Source organism: Serratia marcescens, from assembly GCF_029846115.1.
In the GTDB taxonomy this organism is placed as follows: Bacteria; Pseudomonadota; Gammaproteobacteria; order Enterobacterales; family Enterobacteriaceae; genus Serratia; species Serratia marcescens_L.
The window spans coordinates 422,475-448,337 of record NZ_JARVZZ010000001.1 but is presented as its reverse complement, the minus strand read 5'-3'; the positions used below and the strand labels follow the sequence as shown (position 1 = coordinate 448,337).

Sequence of the window (25,863 nt, the reverse complement as noted above, 5' to 3'; positions counted from 1 at the left end):
AGTAGTGCGGCAGGCTGGAATAAAAAATCGGAGAGTTTTGAGTATCTCTGTCAAATAAATTGATTGTTTTTTCACCCGCTGGCGCGCGGTAAAAATCGCCACTACCCTTTACAGACGATCTTTAACCGGAGAAGCGTAATGACGGTAAACGCGTTTATCGGCAGCTGGGCGCTGGTGTCGTCGGTGTTCAAAAACCAGAACGGCGAGCTGAATTACCCGCTGGGCGAGCAGGTTTTGGGGCGCATCCACTATGAGGCCAACGGCACGATGGCGGCGCAGCTTTACAGCGCCGTGCGGCCGCGTTTCGCCGCCGACGATTTTGTGCAGGGGTCCGAGCGGGAGATCCGCGCGGCCTTCATCAATATGATTTGCTACTTTGGCCGCTATCAGGTGGAGGAAAGCGAGCAGCGGGTGGTGCATCAGGTCGAAGGCTGTTCGTTCCCCAACTGGGTAGGCAGCCGCCAGGTGCGTTTTTACGCTTTCAGCGGCGATCGGCTGACGTTGCGCACGGTGCCCTTGCAGCTCGGCAATGGCGTGCAGGTGGGCGAACTGGTGTGGCAGCGGACAGGAGCTTCTTTATGATCATTGTTCATCATCTCAATCACTCACGGTCGCAGCGCATTCTGTGGTTTCTGGAAGAGCTGGGCGTGCCCTATCAGGTGCAACGCTACGAACGCGATCCGCAGACCATGCTGGCGCCGGCGGCGTTGAAAAAGATCCACCCGCTGGGCAAATCACCGGTGATCGTCGACGGCGATCTGACGCTGGCGGAATCCGGCGCCATCATCGAATACCTGCAGGAAGCCTATGACGCGCAAGGGATGTTCATGCCGACCGACTTCCACGCGCGCCAGCAATACCGCTACTGGCTGCACTACGCCGAAGGATCGCTGATGCCGTTGTTGGTGATGAAACTGGTGTTCAGCCGTCTCGGGCAGCCGCCGATCCCCTGGCTGCTGCGGCCGGTGGCCGGCGCGATCGGCAAGGGCGTGCAGCGCGAATATCTCGACAAGCAGATCGCGCCGCACTGCGATTTCCTCGAACAGCACCTGAACAAGGGCAGCTGGTTCGTCGGCAACGACTTCAGCGCGGCGGACATTCAGATGAGCTTCCCGCTGGAGGCGATGGCGGCGCGCGGCGCGTTGGATGATTGTCCGAAACTGCGCGGCTTTCTGCAGCGCATTCACGCCCGGCCCGCCTACCAGCGGGCGTTGGAGCAGGGCGGCCCTTACGACCTGCTGAGCTAACCGGATGGGCTATACTCGATGGGGTCATTCTTCATCGGAGGTAGCCCATGGCTACGCAAATCTTCGTTAACCTGCCCGTACGCGATCTGCCCGCCTCGATGGCGTTTTTCACCCACCTGGGTTTCACTTTCAACCCGCAATTTACCGATGACACCGCCGCGTGCATGGTGGTCAGCGACACGATTTACGTGATGTTGCTGACTCACGACAAATTCAGGATGTTTACCCCGAACCCGATCGGCGACGCCAAACAGGCCACCGAAGTGCTGGTGTGCCTGTCGCAGCCCAGCCGGGCGGCGGTGGACGAACTGGTGCGCAAGGCGGTCGCCGGCGGCGGCAACACTTATCACCCGCCACGGGACTACGGCGTGATGTACGGCCACGGATTTCAGGACCTGGATGGCCATATCTGGGAATTGATGTATATGGATCCCGCCGCGGTGCAGACGCAATAATCTCGCCGTGACGGCATTCGCCGGGGCGCCCGTCGCCCCGGTTTTATCGTGCAGGCGCCATTCCCGCCACTTTCTGCATAAATTGCCGCGATCTTTAGTTGATTAGACGCTATGGAAGGCAGGATAATCGTTTGCCTTGAATAAACCACCATAAATTACCCGTACCGCGCGCTGCGAGTTAAACGTTTGCCTTGGTGCGCATTGCCGTTGGCGATGCGACGGAAGGGCAAGGATGCGGAACGTGACGTAAACGATTACGTGGCGATCGGGCGCGGGCGAGATTACCGGCCTGCTGTGACGGGCCGATTCATGAAACACAGGGGAAGTAACCTATGTCGAACTCTCAAGCGAACCACGCCGCAAAACCAACCGGCGGGCTTGATGGCTATTTTAAAATTTCCGCGCGCGGCAGCACCGTGCGCCAGGAAGTGGTAGCGGGGCTGACCACCTTCCTGGCGATGGTGTACTCGGTGATCGTGGTGCCGAGCATGCTGGGCAAAGCGGGCTTCCCGCCGGCGGCGGTGTTTGTCTCCACTTGCCTGGTGGCCGGTCTGGGCTCGCTGCTGATGGGGCTGTGGGCTAACCTGCCGATGGCCATCGGCTGTGCGATTTCATTGACCGCTTTCACCGCCTTCAGCCTGGTGCTGGGCCAGCACATCAGCATTCCGGTGGCGCTGGGCGCGGTGTTCGTGATGGGCGTGCTGTTTACCATTATCTCGGTCACCGGCATCCGCGCCTGGATCCTGCGCAACCTGCCGATGGGCGTGGCGCACGGCACCGGCATCGGTATCGGTCTGTTCCTGCTGCTGATCGCCGCCAACGGCGTCGGCCTGGTGGTGAAGAACCCGCTGGATGGCCTGCCGGTGGCGCTTGGCGCGTTCACCTCCTTCCCGGTGGTGATGACGCTGGTCGGCCTGGCGGTGATCTTCGGCCTGGAAAAACTGCGCGTGCCCGGCGGCATTCTGCTGGTGATCATCGCCATTTCCATCATCGGCCTGATCTTCGACCCGGCGGTGAAATACCAGGGGCTGTTCGCCATGCCGAGCCTGGCGGATGCTGACGGCAAATCGTTGATCTTCAGCCTGGATATTATGGGTGCGTTGCAGCCGGTGGTGTTGCCGAGCGTGCTGGCGCTGGTGATGACCGCGGTGTTCGACGCCACCGGCACCATCCGCGCGGTGGCCGGGCAGGCCAACCTGCTGGATAAAGACGGGCAGATCATCAACGGCGGCAAGGCGCTGACCTCAGATTCCCTGAGCAGCATCTTCTCCGGCCTGGTGGGCGCCGCGCCCGCCGCGGTCTACATCGAATCCGCCGCCGGCACCGCCGCGGGCGGCAAGACCGGCCTGACAGCCACCGTGGTCGGCATTCTGTTCCTGCTGATCCTGTTCCTGTCGCCGCTGGCCTATCTGGTGCCGGTCTATGCCACCGCACCGGCGCTGATGTACGTCGGCCTGCTGATGCTGAGCAACGTCACCAAGCTGGACTTCAACGATTTCGTCGACGCGATGGCTGGCCTGCTGTGCGCGGTATTCATCGTACTGACCTGCAATATCGTTACTGGCATCATGCTGGGCTTCAGCTCGCTGGTCATCGGCCGCATCTTCTCCGGCGAATGGCGCAAGCTGAACATCGGCACCGTGCTGATCGCCGTGGCGCTGGTGGCGTTCTACGCCGGCGGCTGGGCAATTTAAGCCTCGCGGATTTCCCTCGCCCGATGGGCGGGGGAATCTGTCACGGCATTTCCCTTCTTAAGATAAGTCTTCTTCTGTTCTGCACCGCGTTTTGAAAGGCACAACAAGCTTTAACGGCTGTAAAAAAAGTGATCTACTATCGGGACCAACGCAGGCCCTGAGCCGATGTCGTCTGAATCGTAGAGTCTAAGGAAAGCATGGAAATCTTTTTTACAATCCTCATTTTGATCCTGGTGGTCTCCCTGTCCGGGGTGGTGACGCGCATGTTGCCGTTCCAGGTGCCGCTGCCGCTGATGCAAATCGCCATCGGGGCCCTGTTGGCCTGGCCGCATTTCGGGCTGCACGTCGACTTTGATCCCGAATTGTTCCTGGTGCTGTTCATCCCGCCGCTGCTGTTCGCCGACGGCTGGAAAACGCCGACGCGCGAATTCCTGCACCACGGGCGTGAAATTCTCGGCCTGGCGCTGGTGCTGGTGCTGATCACCGTGGTCGGCGTCGGCTATCTGATCTACGCCATGGTGCCGGGCATTCCGCTGGTGGCGGCCTTCGCGCTGGCGGCAGTGCTGTCGCCGACGGATGCCGTGGCGCTGTCCGGCATCGTCGGCAAAGGGCGCATTCCCAAGCCAATCATGGGCGTGCTCGAGGGCGAGGCGCTGATGAATGACGCGTCCGGTCTGGTGTCGCTCAAGTTCGCCATCGCGGTGGCGATGGGCACCATGGTGTTCACCGTGGGCGGCGCGACCCTCGAATTCCTCAAAGTGGCGATCGGCGGCCTGCTGGCCGGCGTGGCAGTCACCTGGACCTACAGTAAATCGCTGCGGGTGATGAGCCGCTGGAGCGGCGACGATCCGGCGACCCAGATCGTATTCCTGCTGCTGCTGCCGTTCGCTTCTTACCTGATCGCCGAACACATCGGCGTCTCCGGCATCCTGGCGGCGGTAGCGGCGGGGATGACCATCAGCCAATCCGGCGTGATCCGCAACGCGCCGCTGGCGATGCGCCTGCGCGCCAACAGCGTATGGGCGATGTTGGAGTTCGTGTTCAACGGCATGGTGTTCATCATGTTGGGCCTGCAGCTGCCGGGCATTCTTGAAACCTCTATCCTGCAGGCGGAGCTGGATCCGACCATCCAGACCTGGTACCTGTTCGCCGACGTGGCCACCATCTACGCCGCGCTGCTGGTGCTGCGTTTCACCTGGTTGTGGGTGATGAAGAAGGCCAGCAACCGCTTTATGAAAAAGCGCCCGCTGCAGTTCGGCGACTACAGCACGCGTGAGCTGTGGGTGGCGTCGTTTGCCGGGGTGCGCGGGGCGATTACCCTGGCCGGTGTGCTGTCGATACCGCTGTTGCTGAGCGACGGCACCGCCTTCCCGGCGCGCTATCAGCTGGTGTTTATCGCCGCCGGGGTGATCCTGCTGTCGTTGATCGTCGGCGTGCTGGCGTTGCCGCTGCTGCTGCGCGGTGTGCAGGTGGCCGACAAGAGCGCCAGCAAGCAGGAAGAACGCATGGCGATCGCCATGGCGGCCGAGGTGGCGATCGAGAGCGTGAATAAAATGGAAGAGCGCCTGGTTGCCGATACCGAAGAGAACCTCGATCCACAGGTGTTGAAAGAGGTCAGTTCGCGGGTGACGGGCATGTTGCGGCGGCGCATCGCGTCGAAAGACGATATCGAGAATGCGCTGGCGATGGAAAACCTCGAGCGGCGTTTCCGCCTGACGGCGCTGCGCGCCGAGCGCGGCGAACTGTACCATCTGCGCGCCACGCAGAAAATCAGCAACGAGACGCTGCAAAAACTGCTGCACGATCTCGACTTGCTCGAAGCGTTGCTGATCGAGCGCGAAGGGTAGATCTCAGAGGGGGAATAAACGTTTATCCGCTTTATCTCTGTCCTGAAGGGCCGCCTGTGCGGCCCTTGTTTTTTGGCTACTTGAGCGGCGGCCAGTAGTCGCGGCAGCAGGCGATCCAGGCCTGCGCGCTGTGCGACAGGTAGCTGCCCTGGCGCCAGATCAGCCCGACTTTCCACTCCATGCGCGGTTCCAGCGGCAGCCAGACCAGGTTTTCCTTGTCCAGCCAGCGGCAAACCGGCTCCGGCAGCATGGCGATGCCCACGCCGGCCTGCACCATCGAGGCGAGGAAGTCCCATTGGCCGCTGCGCACCGCGATTTGCGGTTCAAAACCGGCCTGCCGAAACGCCTTCATCAGCATCTTGTACAGGGCAAAGTCTTCGTTATAAATCAGGATCGGGCTGTCGGCCAATTCGGCGATATTGATGCGGGTGCGGTTGAGCCACTGCGGCGTGCGCGGCGCCACCACGCACATCGGATGGCCAAGCAGCGGCAGAAAGGTCAGTGGCTGTTCCGAATCGAAGGGCAGCACCGTCATCGCCAGATCCAGTTCGCCGGACATCACCGCCTGTTCGACCGACAGCCCGCCCAGCTCGGAAATTTTCAATTCGATGCCGGGGTAGGTCTGGCGAAAGCGGCGGATCAGATCGGCGATCTGCCTGCCCACCATCGGCGGAATGCCCAGCCGCAGCACGCCCTTTTTCACTGAGCTGATGTCTTCCAGTTCCGCCTCCAGCTGGCGGAATTCGTCGAGGATCGTCAGGCCGCGCTGATACACCGCCTGGCCGCTGTCGGTCAGGCGCAGCTTGCGGCCTTCGCGGATCAGCAGCGTGCATTCCAGCTCCTCTTCCAGATGCCGCAGCATCTTGCTGATGGTGGGCTGGGTGACGAACAGTTTTTCCGCGGCGCGGGTGAAGCTTTGCTGGCGCACCACTTCAACGAAGTAGCGCAGGGTGCGGACATCCACGTTAGGGTTCTCCTTGAGGGCGCTACCGGCGGGAAACTATTCCCGGACGGCATGATGTCGATAATTTTAATTCATTTCAGGCGTGGTTTCCCGGCTGCGTATACTGTAGGCCGTCAATTTATTGTTTGAGGTCATCTTTCATGTCTCTGGCGTTACGCCGCGTTGCCCCCTCCCTGCTGACCCGTTTGCAGGTGCCGATTCAGGTGGCGTTGTATGCGGCGCTGTTCCTGATCGCCGATCGTCTGGTGCAACAATTCCACCTGCCGCTTCCCGCCAATATCGTCGGCATGCTGATGCTGCTGGCGCTGATTCTGCTGCGCATTCTGCCGCTGAGCTGGGTCAAGGCCGGCTCCCGCTGGCTGCTGGCGGAAATGCTGCTGTTCTTCGTGCCGGCGGTGGTGGCGGTGGTCAACTACGCCCAACTGCTGATGGTCGAGGGCTGGAAGATCTTTCTGGTGATCGCGGTCAGCACCATGTTGACGCTGGGCGCTACCGGGCTGGTGGTGGACAGGGTATATCGGCTGGAGATTTGGCTGCAGCGGAGGAAGCAGCGCCATGAATGATTTTATCCTCAGCCTGGCCTGCTTTCTGGCGACGCTGGCGCTGTACTTCGCCAACAAGAAACTCTATCGCCGCCGCCGCACGTTGTTGCTGATGCCGCTGGTGCTGACGCCGATGATCCTGGTGCTGCTGCTGGTGGTCACCCACATCTCCTATCAGGACTACATCGGTGAAACCCACTGGCTGCTATGGCTGCTGGGGCCGGCGACCATCGCCTTCGCGGTGCCGGTATATGAGAACCTGCATATCATCCGCCGACACTGGCTGTCGCTGACCGCCGGCGTTACGACGGCGGTGCTGGTGGCGGTGTACAGTTCGGTGTGGCTGGCGCGCCTGCTGACGCTGCCGGAAGAGGTGCAGCGCAGTCTCGCGGTGCGTTCGATTACTACGCCGTTCGCGCTGGAGGCCGCCAAGCAGATGGGCGGACAGCCGGATCTGGTGGCGCTGTTCGTGGTGATCACCGGGGTGTTCGGCATGGCGGTGGGCGACATTTTGTTTCTGCGTCTGGCGGTGCGTAGCCGCCTGGCGAAGGGGGCCGGATTTGGCGCCTCATCACACGGCGCCGGCACCGCCCGCGCTTATGAACTGGGGCCGCAGGAGGGCGTGGTGTCGAGCCTGGTGATGATGCTGGCCGGCATTATCACGGTGGTGGCCGCGCCGCTGATTGGCCGGCTGATGTGGTAAGACCTCTCGGGGCGGGCTCTGCCGCCCCATTTTACGTTGTCTGTCATTGGGAACGGTGCCGTTGATGGGCACCCGAAAAAACGAAGAAATTTTTCAGCATAATTTTTCCCATCGTTATAACAAAAAACGATAGATGTGCTGCGGGCAAAATTGCCGCTCATTTTAAATGACAATGAATTAATTAATCTATAAATTATTATCATAAAAACAATAAAGTATAACTTATTGATATGGAGAGGCTCTTATCGTAAGTATTGTTGCACATTAACTGTGGTGAATAATAAAAAAGAATATGAATTCCTCTCTAATTATATCGCATTAATGCAAGAGGAATACGCTCGTCATCCCTGAGTAATATCGGGGAAATAAAATGGTCATTTATTCCCTTTCGCACATTTCGCCAAAAAAAATATCCTCTCCTATACTTCACAGCTCAACAAATTGAGGCACAGGGGGAACCTCTGGATTAACCATTTCATTCTTTCTTAGTTGGGGGGAGACCCAGCTTTTCTACGGTTTTTTATTCTGACTTGAACTGTCGGACGGCCAGGCTTTGCCTAAATCCGGACGGTCCCTTTCATTAACGTAATGAAAACGTGCTAGAGAATATTATGAACAAACAAACTGATGTGAAGAGTGGGGAATTCCGTACGGGTGCTCATGTTGCGTTGGAGAAAGTCGAACTGCATGAAATTACCACCGCTCAGCGCGAGCTTTGGCTGAGCGCCAGCATGTCTGAAGGCTTGCCGTTCAATATGTGGGGATACGGCACGATAGAAGGGCCGTTGCAGATAGCCCTGCTGCGCCAGGCGATAGACGCGATCATTGAAGAAACGCCGGCGATGCAGGCCCATTTCACCGAACAAGACGGTGAGCTTTATCAATACCGTGCGGCGCGCAGTCATGATCCGCTTTCCGCGCATGACTTCAGCAGCCAGGAATACCCTGAGCTGGCGGCGCAGCGCTGGATGCGGCAAGATGCCGATCGCGTTATCTCCGCGCTGGATCAGGACCTGTTCGGCTTTGCCTTACTGACGTTGGCGCCGGGCAGCTATATTCTCTACCGGCGTTTTCACCACATGCTGGTGGATGGCCGCAGCGCTGAAGAGTTCATGCGTCGCATCGCACTGTATTACAACGCGTTGGCTGAGAAAAAAAGCATTCCTGAATTCAGCAATTGCAGTTTTAGCCGGCTCTATGAACACGACCTACAGTACCGCGACTCTTCCCGCTTCGCTACCGACAAACAGTTCTGGCAAGGCTACACGCTCGCCGCGCCCCATAGCTTGACGCGTCAGGAGAAACTCGTCCCTTATTCGTCCATGCAAATCAGCAATCACACATTAACAATAAATGAGATAGCGGCGATTGATCGGGGTGCGGAAAAAGCCGGTGTACATCGCGCTCATATATTGGCGGCGGCCGTCGCATTATGTTTCCATAGTATTACTGGTCAGACCTTATTGAATTTCAGCCTGCCGGTTACCGGTACCCGAGAGCGAAACAGTATTGGTATGACCGCGAATGTGGTGCCACTGATTTTAGCCATTAACCCTGAAAGTCGTCTGGCGGATTTTGCACAACAGGTCGCAGCGGAAATAGCCAAAGTGGTTCGTCGGCAATTATATCGCGGTGAGGATATTCGTCGCGATCGCAGTACCATGAGCTCATCCTGGTTTGGTCCCGCTATCAATATCGTTTCCTTCGATCATGGCGATCCGTTTTGGGGATGTAAGACGCGCTGGTATTACGGCGGCAACATCGCCGTCAGCGATATGCAAATTCTGTTTTACGAAGATCAGCAGGCGCAAGAATTGGACGTCATGTTTGCCGATGCGCCACATGCCCATTCATTAAGCCAGCTTGAGAGTTTACAGCGGCGTTTCCAGTTTATTCTGCGGACCCTCTCTGAACAGCCTGAAGGCAGTATCGCTCAGGTGATGCAACAGATTCATGCGCAGCCTGAAGCGGACGTCAGCGGCAGTTTCTATGATCTCCGCCGACTGCCGCCGGCCGCCGGCTTTATCCGTTGGGATCGTCCTGCCGCTGAACTGGTGCGCCTCGCGACGTCACTCGGCCATCCTGCGGGCGATTGCCCGCTGAAAATCCTGTTGGCCGACCGGGCGCTGGGCGTTGGGCGCCTGGAAATGCTGCCTGACGCCGGCGATGCGGCCCCCGGTACGCTGCTTGGCGTCGACGATGCGGGTTGGAATATCGCCACGGCGGAAGGGGCGGTGCGGATCGGAGGCTGGTTCACCGCCGAAGGGGAGCTGGCGGCGGGGGAAGCGCTGGCGCGGCGGCACGGTTTGACGGTGGGCGAGCCGTTGCCGTTGCTTGATCCCTTGCAGGCGAAACGGCTGGAGGAGATACAGGCGGCCGGTGGGCACCATGCGGCTTTCTGGCAACCGCGATTGGCCCAGTTTGCTCCGGCGGCGTTCCCGGTGGCCTGGCAGCGCGAAACCCGGCCGGCATGGCAAGCTACGGCCTGGCAACACGCGGGCAAGATCGAGGTCGAATCGGTGTTGACCGGATTGGCGTTGTATCTGGGATTGATGGGCGGCGAAAGTGATTTCCAACTTGGCTGGCTGAACGCGACGGACGACGTTATCGGCGAGTCGGGCCAGGTTTGGACACTGCCGCTGCAGATCTCGCTGAATCCGACGCTGGGTTTCACCGAGGCGCAGGTGCAGATGCGACGCGAATGGCAGCAGGCGCACGCGCGTCGGGCCTACCATCCGGCATTGCTCGGCCTGGACACGCGTTCGCGCGCCTGGTCAACCGTCGTGGCGCTATTGCGCCGCGACACCTCGCCGGGATTCGACGAAGGCCAGGAGGGCGCAGCGGCGGTGAAACGCTCCGGCGCCCGGGCAGTGCTGCAGATCTGTGAAAGCAACGGCGCTTTCCGTTGGGTGTACGACAGCGCCGCGGTGGGGGACGAGCAGATGCTGCGCGCCGCGCAACATCTGCTATTGCTGCTCCGGCAGGCCGCTGCGGCGCCGAATGCGCCGGTGCGCGGCGATCGTTTACTGAGCCAGGCGGAGCGAGAGCTATTGCTCAACGTGCGCAACCGCACCCACCGTGCTTTCCCGCAGGCGTCAAGCGTGTCGGCCCTGTTTGAAGCGCAGGCGCGGCGTACGCCGACGGCGCCGGCGCTGTCTCAGGGGGAGACGTCGCTGAGCTATGCGGAATTGAACGCGCGCGCCAACCGGCTGGCGCACCACCTGACGGCACGCGGCGTGGGGCCGGAAAGCCGCGTCGCGGTCTGCGCCGCGCGCAGCCCGGAGATGATCGTTGCACTGTTGGCGATCCTGAAAGCCGGCGGCGCCTATGTGCCGCTGGATCCGGCTTATCCCGCTGAACGCCTGCACTATATCGTGCAGGACTGCGCGCCGGCGTTGCTGTTGGCGGATAGCGCCGGCCGCGCGGCGCTGGGGGCGGTGGCCGCGCCGCTGTTGGCCCTGGAAGACGCGCTGCCAGAGCAGGAGCACGATCTGCCGCCGCGCGCGCAGCCAGGCAGTCTGGCGTATGTGGTTTACACCTCGGGCTCGACCGGCAAACCGAAAGGGGTAATGGTGGAACAGGCGCACCTGATCAACCTGATCATGTGGCACTGCGAAGCGACCGGTTTGCAGGCCGGTGAGCGAACGACCAGCATGGCGGGTCTGGGTTTTGACGCCAGCGTTTGGGAAATCTGGCCGACGTTGACGCAGGGGGCGACGCTGTTGCTGCCGCCGGCAGAGGCGGCGGGCAATGGCGAAGCGCTGCTGCAATGGTGGCGCGGCAGCGGTGTGCAGGTCGGGTTTATGGTGACGCCGCTGGCTGAGATCGCACTGATGGGCGACATGCCTGCCGATCTGCGGATGCTGCTGATCGGCGGTGACAGCATCCGCCGCTGGCCGCTGCAGGCGCCGCCTGGCGTAACCATTGTGAATAACTATGGGCCGACGGAGACGACCGTGGTAGCGACTTCGGGCGAGCCGGCGGTCGGTACGGCGATGCCGTCTATCGGCCGGCCTATCGCCAACGGCCGGGCGTACTTGCTGGATGACTATGGCCAGCCGGTGCCGCTGGGTGCCGTGGGTGAGTTGTATATCGGCGGCGCGCAGGTGGCGCGCGGCTACCTGAATCTACCGGCGCTGACGGCGGAGCGTTTTCTTGCCGATCCTTTCGCGCCGGGTGGCCGCATGTACCGCACCGGCGATCTGGCGCGCTATATGCCGGACGGCAGCCTGGAGTATCTGGGCCGCAACGATCTGCAGGTAAAAATTCGCGGCTTCCGCATTGAATGCGGTGAAATCGAGTCGCAGCTGGCTATGCATGCCGCCGTGTGCGACGCGGTGGTAGATGCGCTCACGGATGGCGAAGGCGACAAACGTCTGGTGGCCTGGGTCGTGCCGCAGCCGGAAGCGGAGCGTGAGGCGCTGGCGCAGACGCTGCGCCGGGCGCTTGCCGCAACGCTGCCGGATTATATGGTGCCGACGGCCTTTGTGTGGCTGGAGGCGCTGCCGCTGTCGCCGAACGGCAAACTGGATCGGCGCGCGCTGCCGGCGCTGGCGCCGGATGCCGCCATGCGCGAAGCCTATGTCGAGCCGCAGGGGGAAACCGAAAGGCTGCTGGCTCAGATTTGGCAGGGGTTGTTGAGCGTTGAACGCGTGGGGCGTCACGACAACTTCTTTGAGTTGGGCGGCCATTCGCTGTTGGCGGTGAAGTTGATGGCGCAGCTGCGCCAGGCGGGGCTGTCGGCGAGCGTTCAGGCGCTGTTCTCCACGCCAACGCTGTCGGCTCTGGCGCAAACGCTGGTGTCGCAGCAGCGGATCCAGGTGCCGGAAAATCGGATTGTGTCGGGCTGCCGCGCAATCACGCCGCAGATGCTGCCGCTGGCCGATCTGACGCAGACTGAGATCGATCAGATCGTCGACGGTGTGGAGGGGGGCATCGACAACGTACAGGATATCTATGCCCTTTCCCCGTTGCAGGAAGGGATCTTGTTCCACCACATGCTGGCGGAAGAGGGCGACCCTTACCTGCTGTCGGCACTGCTGCGCTTCGACAGCCGGGCGCGTTTCGATCGCTGGCTGGCGGCGATGCAGCAGGTGGTGGAGCGTCATGACATTTTGCGCACGGCCTTTGTCGGTGCGGGGCTGTCCGAACCGGTACAGGTCGTCTGGCGCCGGGCGCGCTTAGCGGTGATCGAGCTGGCGCTGGATCCGGCCGCGGGGCCGGTCGGCCGTCAGCTGGAAGCGCGCTTCGACCCCCGGCGGATCCGTCAGGATCTGACGCGGGCGCCGCTGCTGTATTACGTCATCGCCGAAGAGAGCGACGGCAGCTGGTACGTCTTGCAGCAGTGGCACCACCTGATTGGCGACCACTCGACGCTGGCGATGATGGGGGAAGAAGTCAACGCCATTCTGGCCGGGCGCGGGGATACGCTGGGCAGCGCGCAGCCGTTCCGCAATGCGGTGGCGCAAGCGCGTTTGGGGCTCAGCGAACAGGAACATGAGAGTTTCTTCCGCGGCATGCTGGCGGATATCGACGAACCGGTACTGCCGTTCGGGCTCGGCAACGTACACGGCGACGGACAGTGCGCCAATACCGGCCGCCTGGCGTTGGCGCCTGCGCTGAATGCCGGCCTGCGTCGACAGGCGAAGCGGCTGGGCGTCAGCCTGGCCAGCCTGTGCCATCTGGCCTGGGCGCAGGTGCTGGCGCGCACCAGCGGGCGTGATGCCGTGGTGTTCGGCACGGTGCTGCTGGGCCGCATGGAATCGGGCGAAGGCGCCGACCGGGCGCTGGGGCTATTCATCAATACGCTGCCGCTGCGGCTGGATATGGACGGGCGCAGCGTTGAGGCGTCGGTGCGGCAGGCGCATGCGCGCCTGAGCGGCTTGCTGGCGCATGAGCACGCCTCGCTGGCGTTGGCGCAGCGCTGCAGCGGCGTGAAAAACGGTGCGCCGCTGTTCAGTGCGCTGCTGAACTACCGCCACAACGACGGGGAAGCATTGGCGCTGCCGGAAGGGGTCAGCCTGATCGGCGCGGACGAACGCACCAACTACCCGTTCGTGCTGTCGGTAGACGACGGCATGGATTCGCTGGCGTTGACGGCGCAGGTCATCGATCCTATCGACGCCGCACGGGTGTGCCGCTATATGCAACAGGCATTGACCGCTCTGGTGAATGCGCTGGAACACACGCCGGAAATGCCGGTGCGCGAACTGTCGATTCTGCCGGACGACGAGTACGCCTTGTTGATCAATGGCTGGAACGCAACGGCGCAGCCTTATCCGCAGGATGTCTGCCTGCATGCGCTGTTTGAAGCGCAGGTGCGCCGCACGCCGGACGCCGTGGCGCTGGTTTGCGGCGGCGCCGAACTGAGCTACGCCCAGCTGAATGCGCAGGCCAATCGCCTGGCGCACGCGCTGATAGCGCGCGGTGTCGGTCCGGATTGCCGCGTGGCGGTGTGCGCCGAGCGCAGCCTGGCGATGGTAACGGCATTGTTCGGCGTCCTCAAGGCCGGCGGCGCCTATGTGCCGTTGGATCCGGCTTATCCGGGCGAGCGTCTGCACTATATCCTGCAGGACGCCGATCCGGTGCTGCTGCTGGCGGACGCCGCCGGCCGCGCGGCGCTGGGCGAACACGCGGTGCCGCTGCTGGCGCTGGATGAATCGTTGGCGGACGAGCTGAACGCCGATAACCCGGCGCCGCGCGCGCAGCCCAACCATTTGGCCTACGTGATTTATACCTCCGGCTCGACCGGCAAACCGAAAGGCGCGATGAATGAACATCGTGGCATCGTTAACCGCCTGCTCTGGATGCAGCAGGCTTATGGATTGACGCCGGCGGATACGGTGCTGCAGAAAACGCCGTTCGGCTTCGACGTCTCGGTGTGGGAATTCTTCTGGCCGTTGATGTATGGCGCGCGTCTGGCAATGGCGCGCCCTGAAGGCCACAAGGATCCGGAGTACCTGAGCCGCGTCATCGAACAGTATGGCGTGACAACGCTGCACTTTGTGCCGTCTATGCTGCAAAGCTTCCTGCTGTATGAAGGCGCGAGCCGCCGCTGCGGGCAGGTGGTGCGCGTCATGTGCAGCGGCGAGGCGTTGCCCGCCTCACTGGTGGCCGAATTCTACCGCCAGATGCCGCATGTCGAGTTGCATAACCTCTATGGCCCGACCGAAGCGGCGGTGGACGTGACCGCCTGGCACTGCACCCGCCAATCTGGGCTGGTGTCGGTGCCCATTGGGCGGCCGGTGGCCAACACGCGGATCTATCTGCTTGATGAACAAGGGCAGCCGGTACCGCTGGGGGCGGTCGGCGAGCTGTATATCGGCGGCATTCAGGTGGCGCGTGGCTATTTCAACCGGCCTGAACTGACGGCGGAGCGTTTCCTGGCCGATCCGTTCGATGCCGGTCACGGCGGCCGCATGTACCGCACCGGCGATGTGGCTCGCTATCTGCCGGACGGCAATATCGAGTATCTGGGACGTAACGATCAGCAGGTGAAGATCCGCGGTTTCCGTATCGAATGCGGCGAGATAGAGGCGGCGCTGGCCGCGCATCCGCAGGTGCGCGAAGCCGTGGTGGATGCGCGCGGCGGCGACGGCGGTGAGAAACGCCTGATCGCCTGGGTGGTGCCGCAGCCAGGTGCCGATGAGGCGTCGTTGGCGGAGACGCTGCGCCGGCATTTGGCCGACAAGCTGCCGGATTACATGGTGCCGGCCGCTTGCGTGCTGCTGGAGGCGCTGCCCCTGTCGCCAAACGGTAAGCTCGATCGCCGCGCATTGCCCGACCCGTCGGGCGAGGCCTATCGTCGAGAAGCCTACGAGGCGCCGCAGGGGGACGTCGAGCAGCGTCTGGCGGCGCTGTGGGAAGAGCTGCTGGGCGTGGAACAGGTTGGCCGCAACGACAGCTTCTTCGCTCTGGGCGGCCATTCTCTGTTGGCGGTGCGTTTGGCCAACCGCCTGCAGCAAAGCGGGTTGCCGTTATCACTGCAGGCGCTGTTCGCCAACCCGGTTCTGCAGGCGTTGGCGCGCCAGATTAAGCAGGCGGAGAGCCTGCCGCCGATTCTGCCCGCGCCGCGCGATGCCGCCTTACCGCTGTCGTTCGCTCAGCAGCGCCTGTGGTTCCTGACCCAGCTGGACGGCATGAGCGAAATTTACCACATGCCGTTGGCGCTGCGGCTGCGTGGGCCGCTGAATCTGGCCGCCTGGCAGAGCAGCCTCGACGCGCTTTATGCGCGCCACGACGCGTTGCGCACCGTCTTCATCAGCCGCGACGGCCAGCCGCAGGCGCTCATTTTGCCGATCGCCGGTTTGCCGCTGACGATCCACGATCTGCGCGGCGTCGCGGATGCGCAGGCGCGCGCCGCCACGCTGATACGGGAAGAGGTCGCAGCGCCCTTTGATCTGACCGGCGGCCCGCTGGTGCGCGCCAGCCTCATCCGGCTGAGCGACGAGGAACAGCTGTTCGCGCTGACCTGCCACCACATCATTTCCGATGGCTGGTCGAACGGCATCCTGCTGCGGGAGCTGGGCGCGCTGTACGGCGCATTGTGTCGCGGCGAGCCGTCACCGCTGCCGCCGCTGGCGTTGCAGTACGCGGATTACGCCCACTGGCAGCGGCAATGGCTGCAGCCTGCGCGGTTGTCGAAGCAGGCCGATTATTGGCGCCAGACGTTGGGCGATGCACCGGCACTGTTGACGTTGCCGACCGACCGTCCGCGTCCGGCGGTGCAGTCATTTGCCGGGGATCGGGTGGCGGTCTCGCTCGATGCCGAGCTGACCGCGGCGCTGAGGCAATTCAGCCTGCGTCAGGGATGCACGCTGTTCATCACGCTGCTGACGGCGTGGAGCGTCGTGCTGTCCCGTTTGTCGGGGCAGCGCGATCTGGTGATCGGCACGCCGGAGGCCAACCGTCGCCGGCTGGAAACGGAACCGATGATCGGCTTCTTCGTCAGCACCCTGGCGCTGCGCATCGATCTGTCCGACGATCCGGATTTGTCGACGTTGGCGCTGCGCGTGCGCGATACGCTGCTGGCGGCGCGCGACCATGGCGATCTGCCTTTCGAGCAGGTGGTTGAACAGGTGAACCCGCCGCGTCATCGCGGCCATACCCCGTTGTTCCAGGTGATGCTGAGCTGGCAGGACGGTTCGGTGCACGATATCGGCCTGCCGGGGCTGCAGGCGGAAGCGATCGATGCCGGCTATGCCGCAGCGAAATATGACATGACGCTGGATCTGACCGAGATCGGCGAAGAAATCGCCGGCTCGCTGTATTACGCCACGGCGTTGTTCGATCGTGAAACCGCCGAGCGCTACGGGATCTATCTGCGCCAGGTGCTGCAGGGCATCGCGTTGGCGGCGCCGCTGCCGGTTTCGCAGCTTGCGCTGTTGCCGCAGAACGAACGGCAACGGTTGTTGCATGGCTGGAACTGCACGCCGGATGAACCGCAGGCGGATCTCTGCCCGCACCATCACCTGGAGCGGCTGGCGCTGCGCACGCCGGCGGCGATCGCAGCGGTGTGCGGAGAAGAACGCCTCAGCTATCGGGCGCTCAATGAACGAGCCAACGCGTTGGCGCAGGTGTTGATCGCGCGCGGCGTCGGGCCCGATCGTCTGGTGGCGCTGTGTGCGGAGCGCGGCACGCCGATGCTGGTCGGGTTGCTGGCGATCCTGAAAGCGGGCGGCGCCTATGTGCCGCTCGATCCGGCGTATACCGGCGAACGTCTGGAGTACATTTTACACGATGCCCGGCCGGTGTTGCTGCTGGCCGACGCTGCAGGGCGCTCGGCGCTGAGCGGGGCCGATGTGCCGACGATGGCGCTGGAGGAAGACTGGGGCGCCGAGGCCGCCAATCCGCAGGTTGAAGGGCTGACGGCGGCCAATCTGGCCTATGTGATCTATACCTCCGGATCGACCGGCAAGCCGAAAGGCGTGATGGTGGAACACCGTCAGGTTGAGCGCCTGTTTACCGCGACCGATGCCGGGTTCGGCTTTGACGCCGGGGATGTGTGGTGTCTGTTCCACTCGTTCGCCTTCGATTTCTCGGTATGGGAAATCTGGGGCGCGTGGCGCCACGGCGGCCGGTTGGTGATCGTGCCGCAGGAAACGGCGCGCTCCGCCCCCGCGTTCTATCAGCTGGTTTGTCACCAGGGCGTGACGGTGCTGAATCAGACGCCTAGCGCCTTTAAGGCGTTCATTCAGGCTCAGGACGACACGCCGCATCGGTTGCGCTACATCGTCTTCGGCGGCGAAATGCTGAATCCGGCCGATCTGGCGCCGTGGTATGCCCGTAATCGGCCGGACGCGCCGCGGTTAATCAATATGTACGGCATAACGGAAACGACGGTGCACGTCACTTACCGGGAAATGTCTCCGGCGGACATCACCGGCAGCGGCAGCCCGATCGGCCACCGCATTCCGGATCTGCGCCTGTATCTGCTTGACGAACACGGTCAGCCGGTGGCGCTGGGCGCGGTGGGGGAGCTGTATGTCGGCGGGCTGGGCGTGGCGCGCGGCTACCTGAATCGGCCGGAGCTGAATGCGCAACGTTTCCTCGACGATCCTTTCGTGGCGGGTGAACGGATGTATCGCGCCGGCGATCTGGCGCGCTATCTGCCGAACGGTGAGCTGGAGTACCTGGGGCGCAACGACCAGCAGGTGAAAATTCGCGGTTTCCGCATTGAGTGCGGTGAGGTGGAGGCGGCGCTGCTGAGCCATCCTGAGGTCCGCAGCGTGGCGGTTGACGCCTGGCAGGACAACGGCGGCGACAAACGTTTGGTGGCCTGGGCGGTGCCGGGCGAAGGGGAGGCTCGGGAAACGCTGGCGCTGCGGCTGCGTCAGCATCTGGCCGGGCGTCTGCCGGACTATATGGTGCCGACGGCCTTCGTGTGGCTGGACGCGTTGCCGCTGACCACCAACGGCAAGCTGGACAAACGCGCGCTGCCGGCGCCGGAGCTGGGCGCCGCCGCGCGCGCTGTTTATGAAGCGCCGGCCGATGAGCGAGAACGCCTGCTGGCGTCCGTCTGGCGTCAGTTACTGAATGTTGAACACGTCGGCCGTCATGATGACTTCTTCGCCCTGGGCGGGCATTCGCTGCTGGCGGTACAGTTGGCCAACCGGGTGCAGCAGGCCGGCTGGCGGTTGCCGCTGTCGGCGCTGTTCGCCGCGCCGGTGTTGCAGGCGCTGGCGCAGTGGCTGGAACGGGAGGGGGCGGCGCAGCCGACGGCCATCGTGCCGACTCCGCGTCACGGCGCATTGCCGTTGTCGTTTGCCCAGCAGCGGTTGTGGTTCCTGAGCCAAATGGGCGGGATCGGCGAGACTTACCATATCCCGCTGGCGTTGCGCTTGGACGGCGAACTGGATGCGCCGGCGTTCCAGCGCAGTCTCGACGCGCTGTATGCCCGCCACGAAGCCTTGCGCAGCGTGTTTGTCTGCCAGGATGGGCAACCCCAGGTGCGGATCTTGCCGGAGGCGGCCATGCCGCTGGCGTATCACGACTTGCGCGGCGAGCATCAGGCGGAGCAACGTTTGCACGCGCTGGCCGAAACAGCGATGAAAGCGCCGTTCGATCTGGAAGGGGGGCCGCTGGTGCGGGCCTGCTTGCTGCAAGTGAGCGAGCGGCGGCATCTGTTCCTGCTGACCTGCCACCATATCGTTTCCGACGGCTGGTCTACCGGGATCCTGATGCGGGAGCTGAGCGCGCTGTATGGCGCCTTCCAACGCGGCGAACCGTCGCCGCTGCCGCCGCTGGCGGTGCACTATGTCGATTATGCCGTTTGGCAGCGCCAGTGGTTGACGCAGGAACGGTTGGCCGAGCAGGCGGCGTTCTGGCGCCAGACGCTGGGCGATGCGCCGGCTCTGCTGACGCTGCCGACCGATCGGCCGCGTCCGGCGATGCAGTCGTTCGCCGGTGGCGAGGTGCCTCTGGCCATCGACGCGGCGCTTACCGACGCGCTGCGGCGGTTAAGCCGTCAATACGGCGGCACGCTGTTCATGACGGTGCTGGCCGCCTGGAGCCTGGTGTTGTCCCGCATGGCCGGCCAACAGCAGGTGGTGATCGGCACCCCGGAGGCCAACCGCGGCAGGCTGGAAATCGAACCGCTGGTCGGCTTCTTCGTCAGCACGCTGGCGATGCATGTCGATCTGCGCGGTGAGCCGACGCTGCAAATCTTGCTCGAGCGAGTGCGCGAGACGGTATTGGCGGCGCGGGAAAACGGCGATCTGCCGTTCGAACAGGTGGTGGAGGTGGTCAATCCGCCGCGCCAGCTGGACGCGACGCCGCTGTTCCAGGTGATGCTGGCCTGGCAGGATGGCTCGGTGCGCGATATCGCCTTGCCGGGCCTGCAAACGGCGGATGCCGGGCTGAGCTATGACGTCGCGAAATTCGACATGACGCTCGAGTTGGCGGAAAGCGGCAGCGGCATTGTCGGCTCGTTGAACTACGCCAGCGCCTTGTTCGATCGCGACACGGCGGTGCGCTACGGTGTGTATCTGCAGCAGGCGCTGCGAGCGATGGCGGCGGATCTTACCCAGCCGGCGGCGCGCGTCGATCTGCTGCCTGCGGCCGAACGCCAACTGCTGCTGCATGACTGGAACCGCACCGAGCGGGAGTATCCGGCGCAGGCGTGCGTGCATCAGCTGTTCGACGAGCAGGCGCGGCGCACGCCGCAGGCGACGGCGTTGATCGATGGCGAGCAGCTTATTCGCTACGCGCAGTTGGCGGAGCGCGCCAATCGGCTGGCCTGGCGCCTGATTAAGGCGGGCGTGGAGCCCGGCCAGCGCGTGGCGGTCCGGTTTGAGCGCAGCGCCGCCCTGGCGATCGCCCAATTGGCGATCCTTAAGGCCGGTGCTGCCTATGTGCCGGTTGACCCGCAGCTGCCGGCCGGCCGGCAGAACTGGATCATCGCCGACAGCGGCGCGGTGCTGCTGCTGAACGGCGGCGAGGACGACGCGCAGATCGGCGTCGGCGTCGCTCGTCTTCCGCAAAATGATGACGCGGACCTGCCGTCCGGCGCGCCGATATTGGCGAGCAACAGTCTGGATCTGGCCTACATCATGTATACCTCCGGCTCAACCGGTAAGCCGAAAGGCGTGATGGTGCCGCATCAGGGGATCAACCGACTGGTGATCAATAACGGTTATGCGGAGTTCAGCGACTCAGATCGTATCGCTTTCGCCATCAACCCGGCATTCGATCCGGCGACGCTGGAAGTTTGGGGAGCCTTGCTGAACGGCGCCGCGCTGGTGGTGGTGCCGCCTGCGGTCTTGCTGGACGCCTCGGCGTTCGCCGATCTGCTGACGCGTCAGGCGATTACGGTGCTGGTGTTGCCGACCTCGCTGTTCAATCAGCATGCGCACAGCATTCCCGCGACGTTGGCGGGGCTGAAATACCTGATCAGCGGCGGCGAAGCGGCGGATCCTCATGCCTATACCCGGGTGCTGAAGGAGGGCGGCCGGGTGCAGCTGATCAACGGCTACGGCCCGACGGAAGCCACTACCGCCGCCACCTCGGCGCATATTACCGTGGCGGCGGGGCGGCACCGTTTGCCGATTGGCCGGCCGATCGGCAATACCCGGGTGTATCTGCTGGATGAACACCGCCAGCCGGTGCCGCTGGGCGCGATCGGCGAGCTGTATATCGGTGGCGTGGGCGTGGCGCTGGGTTACCTGAATCGCGAAGACCTCACGGCCGAGCGTTTCCTGGCGGATCCGTTTAACGAGGGAGGCCGCCTGTATCGCACCGGCGATTTAGCGCGCTATCTGCCGGACGGCAATCTCGATTACTGCGGACGCAACGATCAGCAGGTGAAGATCCGCGGCTTCCGCATCGAGTGCAGCGAGATTGAAGTCCTGTTGGAAACGCACCCGGCGGTGCGCGAAGCGGTGGTTGACGTGCGCGGCGCGCATCCTGCGTTGATCGCCTGGATCGTCCCGCAAGCTGAGGCCGAGGGCCGCGATCTGGCCGACGAGCTGCGGCGGCATCTGGCGGCGCAGCTGCCGGACTACATGGTGCCGGCGGCCTGTCTGATGCTGGCCGACTTGCCGTTGACCCCGAATGGCAAAGTGGATCGCCACGCGTTGCCGACGCCGCAGGCCGGCGACTTTGCACGCGTGGGCCATGAAGCGCCTCAGGGCGACACGGAAACCCTGTTGGCGGCGATCTGGGGCGAATTGCTCGGTCTGCCGAATGTCGGCCGACATGACAATTTCTTCGAGTTGGGTGGGCACTCGCTGCTGGCGGTGAAACTGATTGCGGAGCTGCGCCGCTGCGGCCTGACGGCGAACGTGCAGACGCTGTTTACCGCCCCGACGCTGGCCTCGCTGGCGGAGGCGCTGGAGGCGCGCTGCGAAATCGAGATCCCCGAGAACCTGCTGCGGCCGGATAGCGCGCGCATCACGCCTGAGCTGCTGCCGCTGGCCTCGCTGAACCAGGTTGAAATCGACAGCATCGTGGCGCGCGTGCCGGGCGGCGTGGCCAACGTGCAGGATATCTATGTGCTGTCGCCGTTGCAGGAGGGGATCCTGTTCCACCACCTGTTGGCGGAGCGGGGCGATCCGTACCTGCTGTCTACGCTGCTGCGCTTTGAGCACCGCGAGCGTCTGGATCGTTGGCGGGCCGCGATGCAACAGGTGATCGATCGCCACGATATTTTGCGCACGGCGTTCATCAGTGAGGCGATCCGCGAGCCGGTACAGGTCGTTTGGCGCGCCGCCGCGCTGCCGTGGACTGAGCTGACGCTCGATCCGGCGCAGGGGGCGATTGGCGAGCAACTGCTGGCGCGCTTCGATCCGCAGCATGCGCGTCTGGATCTCAGCCGCGCGCCGCTGCTGAATGTCGTGGTTGCGCAAGATAGCGATGGCAGTTGGTGGATGCTGCAACAATGGCATCATCTGGTGGGGGATCATTCCACGGCGGCATTGATTGAGGAAGAGATCGCCACGATCCTCGCCGGCAAAGGTGCCGAGCTGGGCGCCCCACCGCCGTTCCGCAATGCGGTGGCGCAGGCGCGTTTGAGCGTCAGCGCGCAAGAACATGAAACCTTCTTCCGCACCATGCTGGCGGACATCGAAGAGCCGGTGCTGCCGTTCGGGCTCGGCAACGTGCGCGGCGACGGCAAGGGCGTCACCACGGCGCACCAGCCAATCGACAAAGCGCTGAACGAACGTCTGCGGCATCAGGCCAAGCGGCTGGGCGTGAGCCTGGCCAGCCTGTGCCATCTGGCCTGGGCGCAGGTGCTGGCCCGCACCAGCGGCCAAGATCACGTGGTGTTCGGTACCGTGCTGTTGGGACGCATGCAGGCGGGGGAAGGCGCCGAACGCGCGATGGGGCTGTTTATCAATACGTTGCCGCTGCGCCTCGACATCGGCGATGACGATGTGGTGACGGCGGCGCGCCAGGCCCACGCGCGGCTGAGCGGGTTGCTGCATCATGAGCACGCGCCGCTGGCGCTGGCGCAGCGCTGCAGCGGCGTGGCGGCGGGGATGCCGCTGTTCAGCGCCTTGCTCAACTATCGCCACAACAACGGCAGCGAGCTGGTGTTGCCGGAAGGCATGACGCTGTTGAGCGCGCAGGAGCGCACCAACTATCCGTTCGTCCTGTCGGTGGAAGACGGCGGCGACTCTTTGGGGTTGACGGCGCAGGTCAGCGAGCCGGTGCCGGCGGCGAGGATCTGCGGCTATATGCAACAGGCGCTGGCCTCATTGGCGCAGGCGTTGGAAAGCCAGCCGACCCTGCCGGCGAGCGAACTGGAGATCCTGCCGCCGTCAGAGCGCCGGCTGCTGCTGGAGGAATGGAATCAGACGGCGGAGCCTTATCCCGCAGCGCTTTGCGTGCATCAGCTGTTTGAACGCCAGGCGCAGCGTGCGCCGCAGGCTGTAGCGATCGTGCAAGGCGATCGTCGGATCGGCTATGCGGCGTTGAACGCCCAGGCTAACCGGCTGGCGCATGCTCTGATCGCGCACGGCATTCAACCGGGCGAGCGCGTGGCGACGCGTCTGGCGCGCAGCATCGATCTGGTGGCGACGCAGCTGGCGATCTTCAAAGCCGGCGCGGTGTATGTGCCGATCGATCCGCAGTTGCCGGCGGCGCGTCAGCAGTGGATCCTGGAGGACAGCGGCGCGCGTCTGATCGTCGGTGAAGCGGCGGACGGGGATACCTTGCCGCTGCTGCGGCCGGTGGTCTCCGGCGGTGACGAGAACGACCCGGCGCTGTCGCTGTCGAGCGGCGAGGTGGCGTACATCATGTACACGTCCGGCTCCACAGGGCTGCCTAAAGGCGTGATGACGCCGCACCAGGGCATCACTCGGTTGGTGCTCAACAACCGTTATGCGGCGTTCGATGCAACGGAACGGGTGGCTTACGCCGCTAATCCGGCCTTCGACGCCGCGACGATGGAGGTGTGGGCGGCGCTGTTGAACGGCGGCGAACTGGTGGTGATCCCGGCGGAAACCGTGATGGATGCGGCGCGTTTGAGCGCCGCATTGACGCAGCATCGCGTGACGACGCTGTTCCTGACAACCGCGTTGTTCAATCAGTATGTGTACAGCATGGGCGCGACGTTGGCCCAGCTGCGCTACCTGATCTGCGGCGGGGAAAAGGAGGAGCCGAGCGCCTTCGAACGCCTGCTGCAGGAAGCGGGGCCGGTACAGCTGATCCACGCCTATGGGCCGACGGAAGCGACGACCTTCGCGACGACGGCGGCGATAGCCGAGGTGCAAGGCGCAACGCGTTTGCCAATCGGTAAGCCGATCGGCAACACCCGCGCCTATGTGTTGGATGCGCGCGGTCGGCCGGCGCCGCTGGGCGCTATCGGCGAGCTGTATATCGGCGGCGTCGGCGTGGCGCTGGGATACCTCAACCGGCCTGAACTGACCGCAGAGCGTTTCCTGAACGATCCGTTCAACCCGGGCGGGCGCATGTATCGCACCGGCGATCTGGTGCGTTATCGGGCGGACGGCAACCTCGAGTATCAGCGACGCAACGATCGTCAAGTGAAGATCCGCGGCTTCCGCATTGAGATGGGGGAGATAGAGGCGCGCCTGGCGGCGCACCCGGCGGTGAACGAAGCGGTGGTCGATGCCCGCTGCATCGGTGCGGATACGCGGTTGATCGCCTGGATCAGCCTGCGTGAGAACGTGGCGAGCGACGGGTTGGCCGGTGAGCTGCGCCAGCATCTGGCGGCTCAGTTGCCGGACTATATGCTGCCTGCGGCCTTTGTCTGGCTGGCGGCGATGCCGCTGACGCCAAACGGCAAGATTGATCGGCGGGCTCTGCCGGCGCCGGAGATGGCCGCCGCCGCAGGCGAAGCCTACGAAGCGCCGCGCGGCGATACCGAGACGCTGTTGGCGCAGGCGTGGGCGGAGTTGCTGGGGCTGCCGCAGATCGGCAGACACGACAACTTCTTCGAACTGGGCGGCCACTCGCTGCTGGCGGTGCGCCAAGCCAGCCTGGCGCAGCAGTGGGGGATCGCACTGCAGGTGCAGGCGATCTTTGACCATCCGGTGCTGGCGGATCTGGCGGCGCATGTCGAGCAGCGCACGGGCGCACAGCCGCTCAGGGCATTGCCGGCGCGCCGCAGCGGCCAGCGCCCGCCGGTGTTCTTCATGCCGACCGGCTATGGCGATCACTCGTATGTTTATGAGATTGCCAAAGAGATCGATGCGGACTTCCCGATTTATGCCGTGCCGTGGCCAGAGATGGCCGACGCGCCGCCGGCAACGATGGAGGCGATGGCGGAGATCGTTGTCGGGGTCATCAGGCAGGCGCAAGCCAGCGGGCCGTACCATCTGTTCGGTTACTCTTCGGGCGGGATCTTGACCTACATGGTGGCGGAACGGCTGCAGGCGGAGGGGGAAGAGGTGGCGCTGGTGGGCCTGCTCGACACCATGCGGCCACAGCAGGCGATGCGCGATGCGACACAGCTATTCCTCAGCTGGCTGGAGGTGGAACATCCGACGCTGGAGGCGGCGCTGTTCGCCCGCCTGCAGTTGCTGTCGGTGGAGGAGGCTCTGGCCGTGCTGCACGGCCAGGGCATCAGCACTTTCCTCGATGATCCGCTGAAGGAGGCTGCTTTATGGCGCAAGCGTTATCACTATGCGACCCTGGTCGGCGCCAGCGTCATCCGGCCGCTCGGCCTTAATCTGCACTTGTTTAAAGCGGTGGAGGAGATGCCCGGCTTGCTGAATGACGATCTGGAAGCCTACTGGCAACGCATCAAGCCGGCAGGTTACAACCGCCGCGACGGCTCGGCACTTGGCTGGGAGGGGCATCTGCCGGCGTCGGCGGTGACGGTCAACCTGGTCGATGGCGATCATGTCACCATGATGTCGGAAGCGGCGAACCGGCGCGGGTTAGGAGAGCGCATCAGCGCCGTGCTGAATACGCTCGTTCGACGCTGACCGCGTTGCTTGTCAATGA

9 protein-coding genes are annotated in these 25,863 nt (G+C 63.6%); 8 read left to right on the top strand and 1 reads right to left on the bottom strand.

Annotation, left to right across the window (positions count from 1 at the left end):
* The first annotated feature begins 138 nt into the window (after window positions 1-138).
* The 5 genes from QDT79_RS02045 to QDT79_RS02025 all read left to right on the top strand — a co-directional run bounded on the left by QDT79_RS02045 (window position 139) and on the right by QDT79_RS02025 (window position 5,243).
* Window positions 139-582: a lipocalin-like domain-containing protein gene (locus QDT79_RS02045; protein WP_308316154.1), complete on the top strand. Its 444-nt coding sequence runs from the start codon at window positions 139-141 to the stop codon at window positions 580-582.
* Window positions 579-1,247, top strand: coding sequence for a glutathione S-transferase family protein (locus tag QDT79_RS02040; protein ID WP_063988544.1), 669 nt, complete (start codon window positions 579-581; stop codon window positions 1,245-1,247). The genes QDT79_RS02045 and QDT79_RS02040 overlap by 4 nt, the downstream gene beginning before the upstream one ends.
* A gap of 47 nt (window positions 1,248-1,294) precedes the next feature.
* Window positions 1,295-1,702: a VOC family protein gene (locus QDT79_RS02035; protein ID WP_126179227.1), complete on the top strand. Its 408-nt coding sequence runs from the start codon at window positions 1,295-1,297 to the stop codon at window positions 1,700-1,702.
* 332 nt (window positions 1,703-2,034) lie between these two features.
* On the top strand, window positions 2,035-3,396 hold the full coding sequence (locus QDT79_RS02030; RefSeq protein ID WP_063988545.1) for an NCS2 family permease: 1,362 nt from the start codon (window positions 2,035-2,037) through the stop codon (window positions 3,394-3,396).
* Window positions 3,397-3,593: 197 nt separating this feature from the next.
* Complete coding sequence (locus QDT79_RS02025; protein WP_033636184.1) at window positions 3,594-5,243, top strand: Na+/H+ antiporter; 1,650 nt, start codon at window positions 3,594-3,596, stop codon at window positions 5,241-5,243.
* Between the two features lie 76 nt (window positions 5,244-5,319).
* Here the strand turns inward: QDT79_RS02025 and QDT79_RS02020 are convergent, their stop codons facing one another.
* A complete protein-coding gene (locus tag QDT79_RS02020) occupies window positions 5,320-6,207 on the bottom strand; it encodes a LysR family transcriptional regulator (protein WP_047570374.1) in 888 nt (295 codons plus the stop codon).
* A gap of 140 nt (window positions 6,208-6,347) precedes the next feature.
* On the opposite strand from QDT79_RS02020, the gene QDT79_RS02015 reads away from it, so the two are divergent.
* The 3 genes from QDT79_RS02015 to QDT79_RS02005 all read left to right on the top strand — a co-directional run bounded on the left by QDT79_RS02015 (window position 6,348) and on the right by QDT79_RS02005 (window position 25,844).
* Entirely contained in the window at window positions 6,348-6,770 is a 423-nt protein-coding gene (locus QDT79_RS02015; RefSeq protein WP_004936830.1) for a CidA/LrgA family protein, read from the top strand.
* Window positions 6,763-7,452: an LrgB family protein gene (locus QDT79_RS02010; RefSeq protein WP_004936833.1), complete on the top strand. Its 690-nt coding sequence runs from the start codon at window positions 6,763-6,765 to the stop codon at window positions 7,450-7,452. The genes QDT79_RS02015 and QDT79_RS02010 overlap by 8 nt, the downstream gene beginning before the upstream one ends.
* Window positions 7,453-8,063: 611 nt before the next feature.
* Window positions 8,064-25,844: a non-ribosomal peptide synthetase gene (locus QDT79_RS02005; protein WP_308316153.1), complete on the top strand. Its 17,781-nt coding sequence runs from the start codon at window positions 8,064-8,066 to the stop codon at window positions 25,842-25,844.
* The last annotated feature ends 19 nt before the right edge of the window (window positions 25,845-25,863 follow it).